Below are 18219 nucleotides of genomic sequence, written 5' to 3' on the forward strand. Positions count from 1 at the left end.
TCACGAATTTCACTAATCTATTGTGTGATAATTGTGAAATTTGTGCTTTTTACTTTATCCCTCAAAATAATGACGACTCTTATCACAAACATAAAAGAACTGCTTCAGGTTCGTGAAACTTCAATAGCCAAAGTATCAGGAGCAGAAATGGCAATACTTCCAACGCTGAAAAATGCCTATTTAATTCTAAAAGACGATCTGATTCAGGATTACGGCCTGATGGAAAATCTTCCGGAAACCAATGCCGATCTGACAATAGATGCAACTGGACGAGTTGTATTGCCTACTTGGTGCGACAGTCATACCCACATTGTATACGCAGGTAATCGCGAGCAGGAATTTGTAGACCGAATCAATGGATTTTCGTATGAAGAAATTGCAAATCGTGGTGGCGGAATTCTGAACTCGGCTAAAAAACTCAATGAAACCACTGAAGAGGAAATCTACGAACAATCGAAACTTCGTTTAGAAGAAGTCATGCATTTGGGAACCGGAGCTGTAGAAATTAAATCGGGTTACGGACTAACTGTCGAAAGTGAGCTCAAAATGCTTCGCGTAATTCAAAAATTAGCTCAGAATTATCCAATTGCCATAAAAGCAACGTTTCTAGGAGCACATGCCTTCCCTTTACACTACAAAGAAAACAAAGCGGGTTATATTGATGAAATCATCACCAAAATGCTGCCTGAAATTGCCAAAAATAAACTGGCTGATTATGTAGATGCCTTTTGTGAAACCGGCTATTTCTCTGTTGAAGAAACCGAAAAAATCATGGAGGCCGGAATTCAATTTGGATTAAAACCTAAAATTCATGTCAACCAATTCAATTCTATTGGCGGAATACAGGCTGGAATCAAATACAACGCCCTTTCAGTGGATCATCTTGAAATTATGAACCCGGAAGACATTGAGGCTTTAAAAAACACCGAAACGATGCCTGTTGCTTTACCATCCTGTTCTTATTTTTTAAGCATTCCTTACACTCCGGCTCGTGAAATGATAAAAGCTGGCCTGCCAATTGCGCTGGCTACAGACTTTAACCCTGGCTCTACTCCATCCGGAAACATGAACTTTGTCGTTGCAACAGCTTGTATTAAAATGAAAATGACTCCCGAAGAAGCTATAAATGCCGCCACCATAAATGGTGCCTACGCGATGGGAATTTCTGAAACACATGGAAGTATAACCAAAGGCAAAAAAGCCAATCTGATCCTTACAAAACCCGTTTCCTCTTACTATCAAATTCCTTATGCTTTTGGAAGCAATCTAATCGAAAGTGTTTTTCTTGAAGGAAAAATTCTAAAATAATAAAGTATAAAAAAAGGTCTGTGAAAAATCACAGACCTTTTTTACTTTTAGTGGTATTTGTCCTAAACGGCGTATTATCTTAAAGTAAAACTAGTTTTAGAAACTAATTCGTCATTGTCAAAAACGTTAATAAAGTAAGTTCCTTTTTCGAAATCTTTACCAATTAAATCTTCTGAAACGTTTACTGTTTTATTTTCATATTTAACAGTAGTTTTAAAACTGTACGTTAAAGTATTGTCTCCAAAACTTTCTGTTCTCTTTTCTCCTAAAACATTGTTTTTAGAGTCAATAACCTGAACATAATACGTTTTATCTCCTGATTTTGCGATTTGATTTTCAGCAATTGTAAAGCTTACTTTCAATACATCAGCACGGCTTGCTTTATCAGTTTCAATTTGTTTACCCGAACTTCTTACTTTGTAAGCAATTGTTTTAGTATTCAATACTGATAATTTAGCTCCTTTTTCAACTGTTTTAGCTAATTCTTCGTTCTGACCAACCAAAACTTCATTGTATTTTTTAGACTCTCCTAAAACTACAATTGTACTGTCTCTTTGAACTGTTAAAACACCATTTTGTTTTTTCAACTCATCGTTTTCAGCAACTAAAGTTTTCATTTTACCTTGCATTGCCTGAACTTGTGATCTGTACTTAGACACATCTCCTTTAGATTTATTTAAATCATCCATCAGAGCGACTACTTTATCTCTTTCCTGAATTAACTCATCAGACATTGAAGTATTCTCAGCAATTGCAGCATCGTAAGTTGCTTTTAATTCCTGTAAATCTTTCATAACAGATTCTTTTTCTGTCATTGTCGTGGTAAGTTCAGTCTTAACTACATCTGTATCAGATGATAATTTAAAAATATACACTAAGCTACCAATCAGTAGGACTGCTAAAACTGCGATTACCGCCTTTAGACTTGAGTTGTTGTTCTTTGGGTTTTCCATATTTAAAAAATTTTCTTTAAAACAAATTTAAGAATTAATATAAAGGTATTAACGTAAGTTTCTACAATTATATTATTTTTGAAAAATTTTTTTTTTCATGGAGAAACTAATTCCTTTTACTGTTAATGATTTAGCAAAAATTACCAATCACAGAAGTGGTGAAATAAAATTCGGAGAGAAAATGATCGTCATTCCTAAAGGAGTTGACAAGATCCAGTTTCTTAAAGAAAGTGAAGCTAAATATGTCCTTTTCGGAATTCCTGAAGATATTGGCGTACGTGCCAATTATGGCAGACCGGGAGCAGCATCGGCATGGGAAAGTGCCATGAAAAGTATTGCTAACATTCAGCACAATCGTTTTTCTAAAGGCAGTCAGATTATCGTTTTAGGACAGTTGGATGTTGCTACGGAAATGCGCGATGTCAAAGATCTTGACTTCAATGATATCGACGACCGATCAAAGCTTAGTCAGTTAGTCGAAAAAATAGACAAAGAGGTTTCACACATTATCTTTACCCTCATAAAAGCAGGAAAAACACCTATCATTATTGGAGGCGGACACAACAATGCTTACGGAAATATAAAGGGATCGGCTTTAGCCAAAGGAAAACCAATTAACGCTATCAATTTTGATGCGCATTCTGATTTTAGAATTCTTGAAGGACGTCACAGTGGTAACGGTTTTTCGTATGCCTACGAAGAAGGTTTCTTAAAAAAATACTTCATTTTTGGTCTGCACGAAAACTATACTTCTAAAAGCGTTTTAGATATTATCAAAAAACTCGAAGACCGTGTTCGTTATAATACGTATGACAGCGTCGGCATTCGCAGGGAAAAAGATTTTGACAGAGAAATGGCTCTGGCTTTAGAATTCATCAGAACAGATTCTTTCGGAATCGAAATCGATTTGGATGCTCTTCCAAACATTGCCAGCAGCGCTATGACCATCAGTGGCTTTTCGGTAGAACAAGTACGTCAGTTTATTTCCTTTTTCGGACAGCATAAAAACGCGACCTATCTGCATATTTGTGAAGGCGCTCCTGATTTAGCCGATTCTCCAAACAACAATTTAATTGGCAAGCTAATAGGTTATTTAGTAACTGATTTTATTAAAGCGAATAACGAAAAAATCTAATCTCAACTGAAACTTTTATAATCAAAAAAAATAGGCATTTGCCAAATAAAGCAATATTCAAATAAAGGATTAAACGAATAAACCTATCTTTGTACTGAATTTTAGTACTTAAAACTAAATTCTTAATAAGTTAAGATATGTTATTCGAAGATCTGTCACTCTCAAAAAGTATACAAAAAGCCGTATTTGAAGAAGGTTACTTAAATCCTACCCCAATTCAGGAACAATCGATCCCGATCGTTTTGTCAGGAAGAGATTTAATTGGCTGTGCACAAACCGGTACCGGAAAAACAGCAGCATTTGCTATTCCAATCATACATCAATTACACCGAATTGTAGGCTCATCCAAAAAAGCCAAACAAGTCCGTGCTCTTATAGTTACTCCTACACGCGAATTAGCGGTTCAGATTGGACAAAGTTTTGACACTTATGCCAAATATACCAACTTGACACAATTGACCATTTTTGGAGGGGTTTCACAAAATCCTCAGGTAGACGCTCTAAAAAATGGAATTGACATTTTAGTTGCAACCCCAGGCCGTTTGCTTGATTTACACAAACAGGGATTCCTGAATCTTGATCATTTACACACTTTAGTTCTGGATGAAGCCGATCAGATGCTGGACATGGGTTTTATCAATGATGTCAAAAAAATTGTAAAACTGACTCCTAAAAACAGGCAAACTTTATTGTTCTCTGCCACCATGCCGCTTGCCATCCGCGAACTGGCTGAAATGTTTTTGAAAGACCCTGAAAAAGTAGAAGTTTCACCTGTTTCATCAACAGCTGAAACGGTTGAGCAGCGCATTTACTTTGTAGAAAAAACAGAGAAAAGAAATTTATTGTATCATTTAATCAAAAATGAAAATCTGTCTAATGTTCTGGTTTTTTCAAGAACCAAACATGGTGCTGACAATGTGGTAAAAGCGCTTCGCAAAAAAGACATTCCTGCCGAGGCTATTCACGGAGATAAATCTCAAAATGCCAGACAGCGTGTTTTAGATGCGTTTAAAAACAAAGAAGTTGGTGTGCTTGTTGCGACAGATATTGCTGCAAGAGGAATCGATATTGACCAATTGCCTTTTGTTATTAATTTTGATTTGCCTAACATTCCGGAGACTTATGTGCACAGAATTGGACGTACGGGTCGTGCCGGAAACGGAGGAATTGCCATTTCATTTTGCGGAAAAGACGAGCAGCCTTACTGGAAAGATATTCAAAAATTAATAAAGGTAGATGTAAAAACCATTACCGATCATCCTTACCCATGGCATTCGGGAAGTCCGGGAGCGACGGATGAAAAACCCAGAAACTCAAACCGAAGCGGTGGTGCTCATAAATCAAGAAAATCAAATGCTTCTAAACAAAATAAAAAACGCTGGTACTAACCGGCGTTTTTTGTTTCCAATATTAAGTAATTCATTATTTTAAAAAGTCGCACCGGTTCAAACGGCTTAATAATAATATCATTTATTCCGGAAGAAATCGCTTCATCTGTAATCTCATCTTTATCAAAAGCGGTAAGCGCTATAACAGGAGTTTTAAGCCCCTTTGAACGAATCCTTCTCGTGGTTTCAAAACCATTCATCAAAGGCATGTTAATATCCATTAAAATCAGGTCAAAATTTTCGTCCTCCAGCATTTTTAAAGCCGCAAAACCATCATCAACTACTTTACAGACATAATTGTGTTTTTCGATAATTTTTTTCGTAACCAGCTGATTGATGAGATTATCTTCTACAATTAAAATCTTATACACCTCATTCGAACTCAGATCAACCTCTATTTCTTCAATAATCAGTTTTGTTTTTTGAGGATCGAATTCAAACGGAATGGTAAAGGAAAATGAAGTTCCAAAACCTACTTCGCTTTTCAAATCGATCGTGCTGCCAAATAGCCCCAACAATCGCTTTACAATACTCAATCCTAAGCCTGTTCCCTGATAATCTTCATCTTTTCTTCCAACCTGTACGAATTTTTCAAAAATTTTATCCTGATCTACAGCGGCTATTCCTACTCCGTTATCTTTTACCCAAAAATCCAGAAAATACATCTTTCCTTCAAAACGATTGAGTTTTACGATAATTTCAACTTCGCCGTCTTTCGTAAACTTAAGCGCATTACTAACCAAATTCATCAAAATCTGAGCAAGTCGCAACTTATCACCAATCAGATACTCAGGAATGCAGGGATCAATAGAAACATTGATTTTATCATTGTTCTTTTGCGATAAAAAGGACAGCGAATTTTTAATCATCATGATTTCATCTGAAATATTGAATGTCATATTTTCTAAAACCACTTTATTTTCTTCAATCTTATTAATCTGAAGAATATCATTTACCAATGACAATAAATAACGGGCTGAGAATTTCAGCGAACTCAAATGCTGGCTTCTGGACAGTTCTTTGTGTTCTTCCAGCAGCATATTGGTGATTCCAACCACTCCGTACAGTGGCGTACGCAATTCATGGCTTATGGTCGAAATAAACTGAGTCTTCAATAACGAGGCTTCTTCTGCAATTTCTTTTGCTTCTAAAAGCTCTGCATTGTGTTTTTTCTTAAATCTGATATTTTTAATCAGAGTAATAATGAGCACTAAAAGAATCAGAGAAATCAGAACAAATAAAACCACAATAATCCTTGATTTTTTAAGACTTTGATACTGTGAATCTTTCTCACTTTCAATCTTATCAATCTGTCGTTTGTACTCGTCTAATTCTAAATTAAAACCGGCAATAGAGGCTTTTTTAAGTTTTTCCTCATTGTACAATTCTTCCGTAATCTTATTGTATGAAGCCAGATTCTCATAAGCCTCTTCATACTTCCCTATTTTATTTAGAAACTTAGAATACTCCTGATGCGCATAGGACAAATCCGATCTTTCCTCACTGTTTTTACCCGCCTGAATTGCTTTTAGAAAAAAAACATTGGCCAGCTCATAATCATTATGATAACTCGAATACATCCCGTTTAGCATGTTTACCACAATTTCTGTGGACTCGTCACCATATTTACTCTTGTTGCCGTTGACAAATTTTAGAAATGGATATCCTTCTCTAAACTTTCCAATATCAAAATAGGCCCATGCAATATTTACGTTTGTAAAATACACCTGTGGCATCTCGTTTAATTTTAAACTATAGGCTATGGATTTTTTGTAATAATTAATTCCCCGGTTGAATTGCTTTTTTTCAAAACAATAAATATTACCAAGGTTATTATGAAGACTGTATTTTAAGGAATCATTATTGGTTTTACCGGCGTAAAATAATCCTTTTTTGTAGAAGAAAATAGCTTTGTCAAATTCCGACAATTCGTTGTAATTCCCGGCAATTATTTTATAGGATTTTGCTATTAAATCATTATTCTTAGCTGCGGTAGCGTAGTTTAATGCAATTCGCGAAGTGATGAGTGACTTTTCAAAATTTGATTTCTTGTAGTCTTCCCAGGCCTCTTTAACCAGCTTACTGATCTTTGCCTCGGGCACCGTTTCTGACTGCTCAATGGCCGAATTGGCAAAACAATTCAGACACACCAGTAGCAGTAAAAGAATCCTTATTCGGGGCATAAACAGGCTAATTTGACCAAATATACATCAAAAATAAAAAAAAGCTGTATTTCTATTAAAAATACAGCTTCTTTTTTATTTGGAATTTAAAACTTTTCAAAGTTTTTTCTTACCCGAATGAAAATAATTATAAGTTTTCGGAAGCAATTTCAGGATCTTTATCATCCTCCCATTGTCCCACAACTGATGTTGCCAGAGCATTTCCTAAAACGTTCGTAGCACTTCTGAACATATCGCAGAAGTGATCGATTGGCAGAATTAATGCAATTCCTTCAACCGGTATATCAAACATACCGCAAGTTGCCGCAACTACAACCAAACTCGCTCTTGGCACACCTGCAATACCTTTACTGGTCAACATTAAAACCAAAAGCATCACCATTTGAGTCCCTAAATCCAGATGTACTCCATAAAACTGAGCAATAAAAATACTCGCAAAAGTCATGTACATCATACTTCCGTCGAGGTTAAACGAATACCCAAGCGGCAACATAAAAGATACAATTTTATCTTTAACTCCAAAATCTTCCAATTCCTCGGTTAATTTTGGAAAAACAGCTTCACTACTGGTTGTTCCAAAAGCAATCGCCAATGGCCCTGTAATACGCTTTAAAAGCTCGTTCATTCTTCCCTTCAGGAAAAGATACCCTACTGCAATTAAAACCACCCATAAAGTTCCGATTCCAATTAAAAATGATCCAAAGAATTTAAAATAGGTAATCACCAACTCTTCTGCATCCCTTATGGCGAATACTCCTGCAATGGCTCCGAAAACTCCAATTGGAGCAAAGTTCATTACATAGTTTACCATTTTTAAAACGATATGTGACGCTTTATCCAAAGCATTAATCACTGGTTTTACTGTACTTCCCAAAGAGGCAGCGGCCAATCCAAAGAAGATAGAGAATATTACAATCTGTAAAATTTCATTGGTAGCCATTGCTTCAAAGATACTTTTAGGGACAATGTGTTCTACAAAATTTTCAACAGATAATGTTTTTGTTTTAGCCGTTACTTCCGAAGCTGCAGCCATATCAACGTGATCCAGTTTTAAACCTACACCCGGCTCCAGAATGTTTACATAAAACAATCCAATCAATAAGGATATAAAAGAAGCAGTAAAAAACCATCCAAGGGCTTTTCCTCCAATTCTTCCCACAGTTTTGATATCTCCAAGTTTTGCGATACCTACAACTAAAGTGGTAAATACTAGTGGAGAAATAATCATCTGCACCAATCTGATAAAGATCGTTGCAAGCATTTTTATTTTATTGCTGAAAGATTGTGCTGCCTCAGGCGAAATCGAATTGTGTAAAATTATTCCCAAAGCGGCTCCAAGAACCATTGCAATAATAATCTGCCCTGTTAATCCTTTAAGAAAAGATTTCTTTTTAGTTTCTGTAACTTCTTGCATTAATTTGTTTGTTTTAAATTAAAATGTTAAAACCCTCACTGTCTTAACTTTTATAAATATGTTTTGTTGATTAGATAAAAATCAGCCAAAACAATCGCTGCCATTGCTTCAACAATTGGCACTGCGCGAGGCACTACACACGGATCATGACGGCCTTTACCGGTCATAGGTGTAATATTTCCTTTATTGTCTAATGAATCCTGAGTCTGCATGATAGTCGCAACAGGTTTGAAGGCTACTCTGAAATAAATATCCATACCGTTGCTAATTCCACCCTGAATTCCTCCGGAAAGATTTGTTTTTGTAGTTCCGTCAGGATTGTATAAATCGTTGTGTTCGCTTCCTTTCATCTCAGAACCTGAAAATCCGCTTCCGTATTCAAAACCTTTAACCGCATTGATAGAAAGCATTGCTTTTCCTAATTCAGCATGCAGTTTATCAAAAACCGGTTCTCCTAATCCAACCGGCACATTTTGAATAACACAGGAAACTACACCTCCAACGGTATCTCCTTGTTTGCGGATATCACGAATATATTCTTCCATAATCGCTGCCGATTTTTCATCCGGACAACGAACAGGATTACTCTCTATTTTAGAAAAATCCAAATCCTGATAAGGTGTATCTAAATGAATTGGACCAACCGAAGAAACATAGGCATTAATTTTTATTTCGGGAAGCATTTGTTTTGCTATCGCTCCCGCAACTACTCTGCTTGCCGTTTCTCTTGCAGAACTTCTTCCACCGCCTCGGTAGTCACGAAAACCATACTTCTGATCGTAGACATAATCAGCATGACTAGGTCTGTAGTTGTCTTTGATGTGCGAGTAATCGTCTGATTTTTGATTGGTATTCGGAATAATAAAACCAATAGGCGTTCCGGTAGTTTTACCTTCAAAAATACCCGATAAAAACTGAACTGCATCCGGTTCTTTACGTTGTGTTACAATTGCCGATTGTCCGGGCTTTCTTCTGGACATTTCAACTTCAATTGCATCTAAATCAAGTTCAATTCCTGATGGACAACCATCTATAATTCCGCCTAAAGCTTCACCATGAGATTCTCCAAATGTGGTAACTTTATATAAATTGCCGTAGCTATTTCCTGCCATTGTAATTAGTTTTGAGCAAATGTAAGTTTTATGAATTAAATTAAAAAATTTAAAATTGGTATTATTAAGCAAAGGTTAAGGGGATTAAAAATCACAATTTATTAAAATTGCAGCCAAATTGGTAACCATTTCATAAAACTTCTCTCACAAGAGTTTCTTTCATTTGTTAAACTTCAAAAAAAGAAAAATTGAAAAAACGAAATGTTGAATTGGTCATTATATCAGATGTCCATTTAGGAACTTACGGAAGTCACGCTAAAGAACTAAACAACTATTTATCAAGCATAAAGCCTAAAACATTAGTCCTGAACGGCGACATTATTGACGCCTGGCAGTTTAGAAAATCATACTTTCCAAAAGCACATTTAAGAGTCATTCAGCGTATTATCGGCATGGCTTCTAAAGGAACGAAAGTATATTACATCACTGGAAACCATGATGAAATTCTTCGAAAATTCAGTGATATGAATATGGGAAATTTTGCCCTGGTCGATAAATTAGTACTGGAACTGGACGATAAAAAAGCATGGATTTTCCATGGAGATGTTTTTGATGCTTCTGTGCAACACTCTAAATGGATCGCAAAACTAGGAGGATTAGGATACGATTACCTGATTCTAAGCAATCGATTTGCTAACTGGTGCCTTGCAAAACTGGGACGCGAACCTTACTCCTTCTCTAAAAAGATAAAAGCCAGTGTGAAAAAAGCGGTTAAATTTATCTCTGATTTCGAAACTACTGCTACTGATCTGGCCATTGAAAAAAAATACGATTACGTCATCTGCGGGCACATACACGAACCGAAAATCGTCACCAAAGAAAACAAACACGGATCAACTTTATACCTTAATTCAGGAGATTGGGTTGAAAATCTTACCGCATTGGAATACCATAAAAAGCGATGGAAATTATACTCCTATGCCGAAAGTAATTTTACCGAGGAAGAAAATCTTTTTGAAATGGAGGACACACTAAGTTCGCAGTTAATTTCTACCATCATTCTAAACAAATAAACTTCTAAACACACTTGCCTATCACAAAAAACTACTTTCAACCTCCTTTTTAGTTTCTAAAAAATGTGAATTATATAACAATTTTTAATAATCCTATACGTTTCAAAATTATAGTGAGGATTAAATTTGACAAAAATTAATAACCATTTTTTATGAAAAAAATCATTTTATCTGCCCTAATGCTATTAGGCTTAGCGTTTACGGCACAATCACAAGAAATTTCGAAACATGCCCTTGGTATCCGCTTAGGAGATAATAACGGTTTTGGAGGAGAAGTATCTTATCAGTTAGGATTAAACCAAAAAAACAGACTGGAATTTGATTTAGGATGGAGAAACAGCAGCAACGTTGATGCTATTAAAGGAGTAGCGCTTTATCAATGGGTTTGGAATATTGATGGCGGTTTCAACTGGTATGCTGGTGTTGGTGGAGGTCTTGCAACCTGGAATCACGACTACTATACCAACAACAACAGATACAAAGACAACGGAACGTATGTTTTCGCGGCCGGTGATATTGGTATAGAATACAGATTTAAAGAAGCACCTATTACTTTATCATTAGACGCGAGACCTGAAATTGGTTCCGGATATTATGACGATGACAATTTTGGATTTGACGTTGGTTTAGGAGTGAAATTCAGATTCTAATTAAAGACAAAAATAATTATAAAAAGAAACCTGTCGTTTTTAACGCGACAGGTTTCTTTTTATGTTTTAAAATGTAAAACGGTTACAGGGCTTCGGGCTTCGGGCTTCGACTTCGCTCAGCCTGACAGTGTTCAGTCTGACTTCGCTTAGTCTGACAGTGCTCAGCCTCACAATCGGAAGAAAATCGCAACTCACAACTCACAACTCACAACTCACTTCACGATAATCTCTTTCTTAGAATGTACTTTGATTACAGTGTACGGATATGTAATAGCCTGTGTTACCATAGCATCTGCAGCGGGATTATTTTCTTTAACAGTGATGATGATATTTTTATCTGTTTCTTCCACTTTTTCAACACCGATAGAATAACCACCAGTATTCTTTTCTCCCATATTCAGAATTACATAATTTGAATTACTGATATCGTCCTGTTTCATTTTTGCTTTCAGATGAGGATCATTTTCCAGCATTCTGATTTCGTTAGGTTCCGTCAGAATTTCAAAAAACTTGATATTACCTCCTCCGTCAGATTGCTCTGTGAGAACTTCGTACAAAATTTTAGAACTTCCGTCAGAGTTTTTCTTAACCCCGCAAGAAACTAAAACCAGAATCACCAGTACCGAAATTACTTTTTTCATTTACGTTAACTTTTAAGATTATTGTTTCTCGTGTTTCTCATGCTTATAATCATCAATCGCCCTTTGATACAACGCCTCATATTTAGGCAATATTGTTTTGATATCAAACTTACGAGCAACCTCTAATGCATTTGCTTTAAACTGATTCAAAACGTTGTCATCTTTTAGTATTTTAATCGCATTGGCAGCCATTTCTTCAACATTACCCACATTGCTCAAATATCCTGAAAAACCATCAAAATTAACCTCCGGCAAACCACCTGAGTTACTCGAAATTACCGGAACCCCACTTGACATAGCCTCTAAGGCTGCCAAACCGAAACTCTCTGTTTCTGATGGAAGCAGGAATAAATCAGTAAAACATAAAATTTTATCAATCTCGTTACTATTTCCGAAGAAAATCACTTTGTCGTAAATACCTAGTTCCATGCATAAAATTTCAGCTTTTTCTTTTTCCGGACCATCTCCTACCATCATCAGCTTAGACGGAATTTCTTTCTGAATATTATAGAAAATCTTAATGATATCCGGAATTCTCTTCACTTTTCTAAAGTTACTAATGTGCGTGATAATACGCTCGTCCTCCTTCGCCATAACATAACGATGACAAGGGGCATGAGGATCTTTTCTAACTTTATCCAATTCAATAAAATTAGGAATGACCTTAATTTTATTCTTGATTTTAAAGAGTTTCAAAGTATCATCTTTCAGACTCTGAGAAACTGAAGTCACATAATCTGATTTATTGATGCTAAAAGTCACCGCAGGTTTATAAAAAGGGTGATTCCCCACCAATGTAATATCTGTTCCGTGAAGTGTGGTAATCATCGGGAGATTAATTCCTTCATTTTTCAGCATTTGCTTCGCCATATAGCCCGCATATGCATGAGGGATGGCATAATGCACGTGAAGTACTTCTATTTTATACAATTTTACCATATCAACCAATTTACTGGACAGTGCCAATTCATAAGGCTGATAGTGAAAAAGAGGATATTCAGGAACGTTTACTTCGTGATAATGAACATTAGGGTTTAAAAGCGCCAACCGAACCGGCTGACTGTAGGTAATAAAGTGGATTTCGTGTCCGCGTCTGGCTAATTCAAGGCCTAATTCCGTAGCAACTACACCACTACCACCAAATGTCGGATAACAAACTATTGCTATTTTCATGTATTAAGTTTAGTAACTACGAAAGTACTTAAAAATAGCTTTTAATTGTTCTTTTAAAATGTTAGATTTTTGTGAATAATAAGCTTCAGTTTCTTCGATTCAAACCGGATAGATTTTTGAAACCTCAGAGGTTATAACAACAAAAAAACTATTTATTCAAACCTGACAATTTTTAAAAACCTGTCGGGTTTATAAAAAAATAAAGAAAGGCGTAAAATATAAATTTTACGCCTTTCTTTTATTCGAAATATTCTTTTAGAAAAATCTGCTGTGCCAGCTATCGGCAGCAGGAACTTCCCATGATTCGTTAAATTCTTCAATATTATTCACAAGATTATTAAAAACAATCGTGTTCTCGGATACTGATTTATCTTTAACCATCTTCTTGAAATCGATTAAAGGTTTGTGCGCAATATGCTCACCCAGCTTAAAAGTTACGTTCATTTTGTCTAACAAATCAACGTTGTACTTTTTCTCTAAACTTTGGATAAACTCCACCGAACTATCAATTGAACAGCCTGTTGCTGCCTGTACTTCCTGATTTACAGCCAAAATAATAAATCGGTTGTATTTTAGCTGGTACGAAGCTTCCAAACTTGTTCCGTGTGCCGCCCATCCTTCTACAAAAGCTTTCAGGTCGTTTTCTATTTCAGAAAATTCTTCCTCAGAAAACTTTCTGTTTGATTGATAAATCCAAACTCTGGATTCACCAGGTAAATTTTCAAAAGGTATATACATTTTTTCTTTTTGTTTTATTTTGTTTCAGGTTTCAAGTTTCAGGTTTCAAGTTTCAGGTTTCAAGCTAAAAACCTCAGAACCTTAGCACCTTAATAACAGAACCTCTCTTAAAGATCTTGTGCATTCGCAATTAGCTCTGCAACATCCATTACTTTCACTTGTCCTTCTTTCTCCTGATGTTTGATACCATCAGTTAACATGGTATTACAGAACGGACATCCGGCTGCAATAATATCCGGCTGTACTTCCAAGGCATCTTCGGTGCGCAGAACGTTCACTTCTTTGTTTCCAGGTTCAGCATCTTTAAACATTTGTGCTCCTCCCGCTCCACAGCAAAGTCCGTTTGCTTTTGAGCGCTTCATTTCCACTAGTTCAACATCCAGTTTCTGAATCAAGTCTCTCGGTGCTTCATATACTTTGTTAGCTCTTCCTAAATAACAAGGATCATGAAACGTAATTTTCTTTCCTTTAAACTGACCTCCTTCTACAGTCAGTCTTCCATCATCAATTAATGATTTTAAAAACTCTGTATGATGTATAACATCGTACTGACCTCCTAATTCCGGATATTCGTTTTTTAAAGTATTGAAACAGTGCGGACAAGCAGTAACAATTTTCTTTGCTTCATAAGCATTCAGCACCTCGATATTCATCATGGCCTGCATCTGAAACAAAAACTCATTTCCGGCACGTTTTGCAGGATCTCCGGTACAGCTCTCTTCAGTACCTAAAACCGCAAACGAAACATTGGTACGATTTAAGATTCGTACAAATGCTTTTGTAATTTTTTTTGCTCTATCATCAAAACTCCCTGCGCAACCTACCCAAAATAAAACTTCAGGCTGTGTTCCCTGGGCTAGCATTTCAGCCATTGTTGGCACTACTAAACTTTCTGACATCTTCTTTTGTTGTTAAATCGGTTAATCGTTTATTTGGTTAATCGCACTCTTAGCTGTAACCCTACTAAAAAACCTTACTATTTTATTTCAATCGATTAAGCGGTTAAATAAATAACCAATTAAACTTTTTTAATTCTCATTCTTCCAGTTCAAACGATCCTGTTGGCTGTACTGCCAAGGCGCTCCATTGTTTTCAATATTCGTCATCATTGCATTTAATGACATTGGAGCAGCACTTTGTTCCATCACTAAATAACGACGCATATCCATAATAATAGACAACGGACTGATGTTTACCGGACATTCTTCTACACAAGCGTTACATGAGGTACAAGCCCACAATTCTTCCGGTGTAATATAATCGTTCAATAATGTTTTATTATCCGGAACAAAAACTCCTTTATTCGCATCGATGTTTTTACCCACTTCCTGCAAACGGTCTCTTGTGTCCATCATAATTTTACGAGGAGACAATTTTTTACCGGTTTGATTTGCCGGACATGATGATGTACAACGACCACATTCTGTACAGGTATAAGCATTTAAAAGCTGTACCCAGTTTAAATCCTGAACATCACTTGCTCCAAATTTTGCAGGAGCAGCAGTTTCATCCACAGGAGCAGCAGCAAACGGATCTGCATTTGGATCCATCATTAACTTTACCTCTTTGGTTACTGACTCTAAATTATCAAACTGACCTTCCGGGTTCAGGTTCGCAAAATAAGTATTCGGGAAAGCCAAAAGAATGTGCAGGTGTTTAGAGAAATATAAATAGTTCATAAAAACCAAAATACCCGCTATGTGCAGCCACCAAAATACTTCAAATAACAGTACTACCAATTCATTCGACATTCCGTTAAAAATTGGCGCTATAAACTGACTGATCGGGAAACTTCCTGCTTTATGAAAAACACCTCCCGGAACATTTTGCAAATGAAGATCGGAAGCATTCATCAATAAAAACAACAGCATTAAAACGGTTTCGAAATACAAAATGTAATTCGCATCGCTTTTAGGAAATCCATCTAAGTCTTTATTCACAAAACGCTTTAATCGGATTACATTTCTTCTGATCCAAAAAACCGTAACGGCAAAAATGACCAATATTGCCAATATCTCAAATGAAGCAATTAAAACATCATAAACGACACCTAAATAAGGCGCAAAAATTCTATGTGTTCCAAAAAGTCCATCAATAATAATTTCGAGTAATTCGATGTTGATAATAATGAAACCTACATATACAAAAATATGAAGTATTCCAGCTACAGGGCGTCTCACCATTTTTGATTGCCCCAGAGCAATCAATGCCATGTTTTTCCAACGTGCTTTAGAATTATCTTTTCGATTTACATCTACTCCCAAATTAATGTTTCGGATGATCTTTTTTACGCTCGATGCAAAAAAGCCAAAACCTATAATAAGAAGTATAGCGAATAAAATATTATCTAAATAACTCATTCTGATTATTTTTTAGTGGTTGTGTTAGCGTCTTCTGTTGGTGCTACATAAGGTTTGTTTTTCTTTCCGAAAAGCGAAACATTTACATAACGTGTTGGGTAAAGACGAACATCCTGTAACAACAATTCAAGCTCTTTTGAAGTTTTCGCGAGATTATTATACAAGGCATCATCATTCAATAATTTACCTGCAGTACCTTTTCCTGAGTTCAAATTACTCATAATACCATCCACTTTAGCCAAAGTCTGATTTAAGTTTCGAACTGTTTTTCCTAAATCTGCTTTATTTAAAGAATCAGAGATTTTATTGAAATTACTGGACATTTTATTGAAGTTGCTTACCACTCCGTTAATCTGTCCTTTGTTGGTATCTAAGATAGTATTGATGCTTCCTGAAGCTTTATGGAATTGCTCCATAGTCTGGCTCAATTCTGCTAAAGTCTTCTTCAGATCTTCTTGTCCTTTTTTATCTAAAACGTTGTTTAATCCGGAAACCAGATTATCAATATTGACCAACATTTTTTCTAATTTCACCTGAATTGGTTCAATTTTTCCGCCTAAAGATTCTTTCAGTCCCGGTTCAACAACCGAAGCCAAAGTCTGACCATCAGCTGCCAGTTCTTTGTCTGCAAAATTAGGAACAATCTTGATCTGTTTTCCTCCAATTAGACTTGGAGAATACAAAGATGCCTGACTTGTTTTAGAAATTGGAAAATCTGTTTTTAATTGAAGTTCAACTAATAATTTCCCTGTTACTTCATTGATTGTAATTTTAGTTACTTTACCAATCGTAAGTCCGTTTATGGTTACGGGAGCAGATGCTGATAAATCTTCAACATTATCATACTCTGCATATAATGTTTTGTAATTGGTAAAAAGGTCTTTGCCTTTTAAAAAACTATAGCCCCAAATAAATAATAAAATTGACGCGATGACTAAAATAGCCGTTTTAATTTCTCTTGTTAGTTTCAAAATTCTTAGTGTTTGTACAAAATTAATATAAATATTCGAACTAGAAGCTATTATTTAATGGCGTCTTGAATACTGATCTTCTCTCCATCTTTGGTTGCAACCAAAAAGGCAGCTCCATATCCTTTATCTTTAGCTTCTTCCAAATATTTTTTGGCAGCATCGTAACTTGAAGTTTCCTGATAGAAATATTTGTAAATATTATTTTCGTACAGCATCGTTACGTTTTTAAGTCCTTTAAAATTTTTAGGCTCCAATGGTGTTTTTTTAATACTGGCAATAAGCTGTACCTTAAAGAATGTGCCTTTCGGAGCATTTTTAACTGCTGCAGGAGCTTCAACTTCCTTTGTTTTTACCGGAGTTGAAGTATCTTTTGCCGGTTTTGAGTCTATTATTTCCGGAACACCTGAACCAAAATATTCGCTTTTATAGCTCAAAATTGCCTCAGCAATCGCTTTTGCAATATCATTTTGTCCTTCTTCCGAATTTAGAATATTTCCTTCTGTTGGATTGGATACAAACCCGGTTTCTACTAAAACTCTGGGCATATATGCTTTATGAAGTACCATGAAAGGCGCTTGCTTCACCCCTCCGTGTCTCAGTTTTTTCCCCAATTTATCAAAATTGTCTTCGATTTTACTGGCCAAAGAAATACTGTTATCCAAATATTCTTCCTGCATTAAAGTCATTCCGATCATCGATTCAGGTGAATTTGGATCAAAACCTTCGTATTTACGTTTATAGTCTTTTTCTAAAGTAATTACAGAGTTCTCTTTTTTCGCAGCTTCAAGATTCGATGCTACTTTACTCAAACCCATTACATAGGTTTCTGTTCCGTCGGCAGCTGTGTTTTTATTTGCATTACAATGGATGGATACAAAAATATTGGAATTTGCTCTGTTTGCAATGTTGGCTCTTTCGACCAAATCAATAAAAACATCCGTTTTACGAGTATATATTACATTAACATTAGGACTTGCTTCTAAGATTTTACCCACTTTTAAAACAATAGCTAAAGCAATATTTTTTTCAATCCGTCCACTGTAAACAGCTCCAAAGTCGTGATCACCATGTCCAGCATCAAGTGTTACCTTAAAAACATTTGCCTGGCTATAAGCACAAAAAGACCATATCGTTAGAAAAAAAGTAAATATTACTTTAATTTTGTTAAATCCATTCATAA

16 protein-coding genes are annotated in these 18219 nt (G+C 35.8%); 5 read left to right on the plus strand and 11 right to left on the minus strand.

Annotated features, from left to right (window positions below):
* Positions 1-69: 69 nt before the first annotated feature.
* Positions 70-1308: an imidazolonepropionase gene (gene hutI / locus ACAM30_RS00500; RefSeq protein ID WP_369616727.1), complete on the plus strand. Its 1239-nt coding sequence runs from the start codon at positions 70-72 to the stop codon at positions 1306-1308.
* 74 nt (positions 1309-1382) lie between these two features.
* Here hutI and ACAM30_RS00505 read toward each other — a convergent pair whose 3' ends face one another.
* Complete coding sequence (locus tag ACAM30_RS00505; protein WP_017497642.1) at positions 1383-2261, minus strand: hypothetical protein; 879 nt, start codon at positions 2259-2261, stop codon at positions 1383-1385.
* A gap of 97 nt (positions 2262-2358) precedes the next feature.
* Between ACAM30_RS00505 and ACAM30_RS00510 the strand changes: the two genes are divergently transcribed.
* Entirely contained in the window at positions 2359-3396 is a 1038-nt protein-coding gene (locus tag ACAM30_RS00510) for a formimidoylglutamase (RefSeq protein ID WP_369616728.1), read from the plus strand.
* 137 nt (positions 3397-3533) lie between these two features.
* Entirely contained in the window at positions 3534-4784 is a 1251-nt protein-coding gene (locus ACAM30_RS00515) for a DEAD/DEAH box helicase (RefSeq protein WP_369616729.1), read from the plus strand.
* Here the strand turns inward: ACAM30_RS00515 and ACAM30_RS00520 are convergent.
* The 3 genes from ACAM30_RS00520 to aroC form a co-directional block, all read right to left on the minus strand.
* Complete coding sequence (locus tag ACAM30_RS00520) at positions 4781-6967, minus strand: response regulator (protein WP_369616730.1); 2187 nt, start codon at positions 6965-6967, stop codon at positions 4781-4783. The genes ACAM30_RS00515 and ACAM30_RS00520 overlap by 4 nt on opposite strands.
* 127 nt (positions 6968-7094) lie before the next feature.
* Positions 7095-8381: a dicarboxylate/amino acid:cation symporter gene (locus ACAM30_RS00525; RefSeq protein WP_369616731.1), complete on the minus strand. Its 1287-nt coding sequence runs from the start codon at positions 8379-8381 to the stop codon at positions 7095-7097.
* Positions 8382-8431: 50 nt separating this feature from the next.
* The gene (gene aroC / locus ACAM30_RS00530) at positions 8432-9493 is read right to left on the minus strand and encodes a chorismate synthase (protein WP_017497647.1); all 1062 of its coding nucleotides are present in this window, start codon (positions 9491-9493) and stop codon (positions 8432-8434) included.
* A 188-nt stretch (positions 9494-9681) separates the two neighbouring features.
* Here aroC and ACAM30_RS00535 point away from each other — a divergent pair, with 188 nt between their 5' ends.
* Both ACAM30_RS00535 and ACAM30_RS00540 read left to right on the plus strand, forming a co-directional pair.
* Positions 9682-10506 (plus strand): UDP-2,3-diacylglucosamine diphosphatase, encoded by an 825-nt coding sequence (locus tag ACAM30_RS00535; RefSeq protein WP_017497648.1) that lies wholly within the window; start codon positions 9682-9684, stop codon positions 10504-10506.
* Between the two features lie 152 nt (positions 10507-10658).
* Positions 10659-11156, plus strand: a complete 498-nt coding sequence (locus tag ACAM30_RS00540; protein ID WP_369616732.1) for a hypothetical protein — start codon at positions 10659-10661, stop codon at positions 11154-11156.
* 212 nt (positions 11157-11368) lie between these two features.
* Here ACAM30_RS00540 and ACAM30_RS00545 read toward each other — a convergent pair whose 3' ends face one another.
* From ACAM30_RS00545 to ACAM30_RS00575, 7 genes are all read right to left on the minus strand, one after another.
* Positions 11369-11797 carry a protease complex subunit PrcB family protein gene (locus ACAM30_RS00545; protein WP_369616733.1) on the minus strand — a complete coding sequence of 143 codons (429 nt, stop codon included), beginning with the start codon at positions 11795-11797 and terminating at the stop codon, positions 11369-11371.
* An 18-nt stretch (positions 11798-11815) separates the two neighbouring features.
* Positions 11816-12970 carry an N-acetyl-alpha-D-glucosaminyl L-malate synthase BshA gene (gene bshA / locus ACAM30_RS00550; protein ID WP_369616734.1) on the minus strand — a complete coding sequence of 385 codons (1155 nt, stop codon included), beginning with the start codon at positions 12968-12970 and terminating at the stop codon, positions 11816-11818.
* Between the two features lie 255 nt (positions 12971-13225).
* Entirely contained in the window at positions 13226-13708 is a 483-nt protein-coding gene (locus ACAM30_RS00555) for an ABC transporter ATPase (RefSeq protein WP_369616735.1), read from the minus strand.
* A 107-nt stretch (positions 13709-13815) separates the two neighbouring features.
* The gene (locus ACAM30_RS00560) at positions 13816-14607 is read right to left on the minus strand and encodes a (Fe-S)-binding protein (protein ID WP_017497653.1); all 792 of its coding nucleotides are present in this window, start codon (positions 14605-14607) and stop codon (positions 13816-13818) included.
* A gap of 129 nt (positions 14608-14736) precedes the next feature.
* Positions 14737-16068, minus strand: a complete 1332-nt coding sequence (locus tag ACAM30_RS00565) for a 4Fe-4S dicluster domain-containing protein (protein WP_369616736.1) — start codon at positions 16066-16068, stop codon at positions 14737-14739.
* A 5-nt stretch (positions 16069-16073) separates the two neighbouring features.
* Positions 16074-17039, minus strand: a complete 966-nt coding sequence (locus ACAM30_RS00570; RefSeq protein WP_369616737.1) for an MlaD family protein — start codon at positions 17037-17039, stop codon at positions 16074-16076.
* Positions 17040-17089: 50 nt separating this feature from the next.
* Positions 17090-18217, minus strand: coding sequence for an N-acetylmuramoyl-L-alanine amidase (locus ACAM30_RS00575; RefSeq protein WP_369616738.1), 1128 nt, complete (start codon positions 18215-18217; stop codon positions 17090-17092).
* Positions 18218-18219: the final 2 nt, after the last annotated feature.

Origin of the sequence: Flavobacterium sp. CFS9 (assembly GCF_041154745.1) — a bacterium.
Classification (GTDB): Bacteria; Bacteroidota; Bacteroidia; order Flavobacteriales; family Flavobacteriaceae; genus Flavobacterium.

Bases quoted from the DNA above. Each gene is read 5' to 3' on its own strand.
- ACAM30_RS00525 (WP_369616731.1), bottom strand. From the start codon at position 8,381: ATGCAAGAAGTTACAGAAACTAAAAAGAAATCTTTTCTTAAAGGATTA.
- ACAM30_RS00560 (WP_017497653.1), bottom strand. From the start codon at position 14,607: ATGTCAGAAAGTTTAGTAGTGCCAACAATGGCTGAAATGCTAGCCCAG.
- ACAM30_RS00505 (WP_017497642.1), bottom strand. From the start codon at position 2,261: ATGGAAAACCCAAAGAACAACAACTCAAGTCTAAAGGCGGTAATCGCA.
- bshA (WP_369616734.1), bottom strand. From the start codon at position 12,970: ATGAAAATAGCAATAGTTTGTTATCCGACATTTGGTGGTAGTGGTGTA.
- ACAM30_RS00520 (WP_369616730.1), bottom strand. From the start codon at position 6,967: ATGCCCCGAATAAGGATTCTTTTACTGCTACTGGTGTGTCTGAATTGT.
- ACAM30_RS00565 (WP_369616736.1), bottom strand. From the start codon at position 16,068: ATGAGTTATTTAGATAATATTTTATTCGCTATACTTCTTATTATAGGT.
- ACAM30_RS00545 (WP_369616733.1), bottom strand. From the start codon at position 11,797: ATGAAAAAAGTAATTTCGGTACTGGTGATTCTGGTTTTAGTTTCTTGC.
- ACAM30_RS00575 (WP_369616738.1), bottom strand. From the start codon at position 18,217: ATGAATGGATTTAACAAAATTAAAGTAATATTTACTTTTTTTCTAACG.
- ACAM30_RS00555 (WP_369616735.1), bottom strand. From the start codon at position 13,708: ATGTATATACCTTTTGAAAATTTACCTGGTGAATCCAGAGTTTGGATT.
- hutI (WP_369616727.1), top strand. From the start codon at position 70: ATGACGACTCTTATCACAAACATAAAAGAACTGCTTCAGGTTCGTGAA.
- ACAM30_RS00510 (WP_369616728.1), top strand. From the start codon at position 2,359: ATGGAGAAACTAATTCCTTTTACTGTTAATGATTTAGCAAAAATTACC.
- aroC (WP_017497647.1), bottom strand. From the start codon at position 9,493: ATGGCAGGAAATAGCTACGGCAATTTATATAAAGTTACCACATTTGGA.
- ACAM30_RS00515 (WP_369616729.1), top strand. From the start codon at position 3,534: ATGTTATTCGAAGATCTGTCACTCTCAAAAAGTATACAAAAAGCCGTA.
- ACAM30_RS00540 (WP_369616732.1), top strand. From the start codon at position 10,659: ATGAAAAAAATCATTTTATCTGCCCTAATGCTATTAGGCTTAGCGTTT.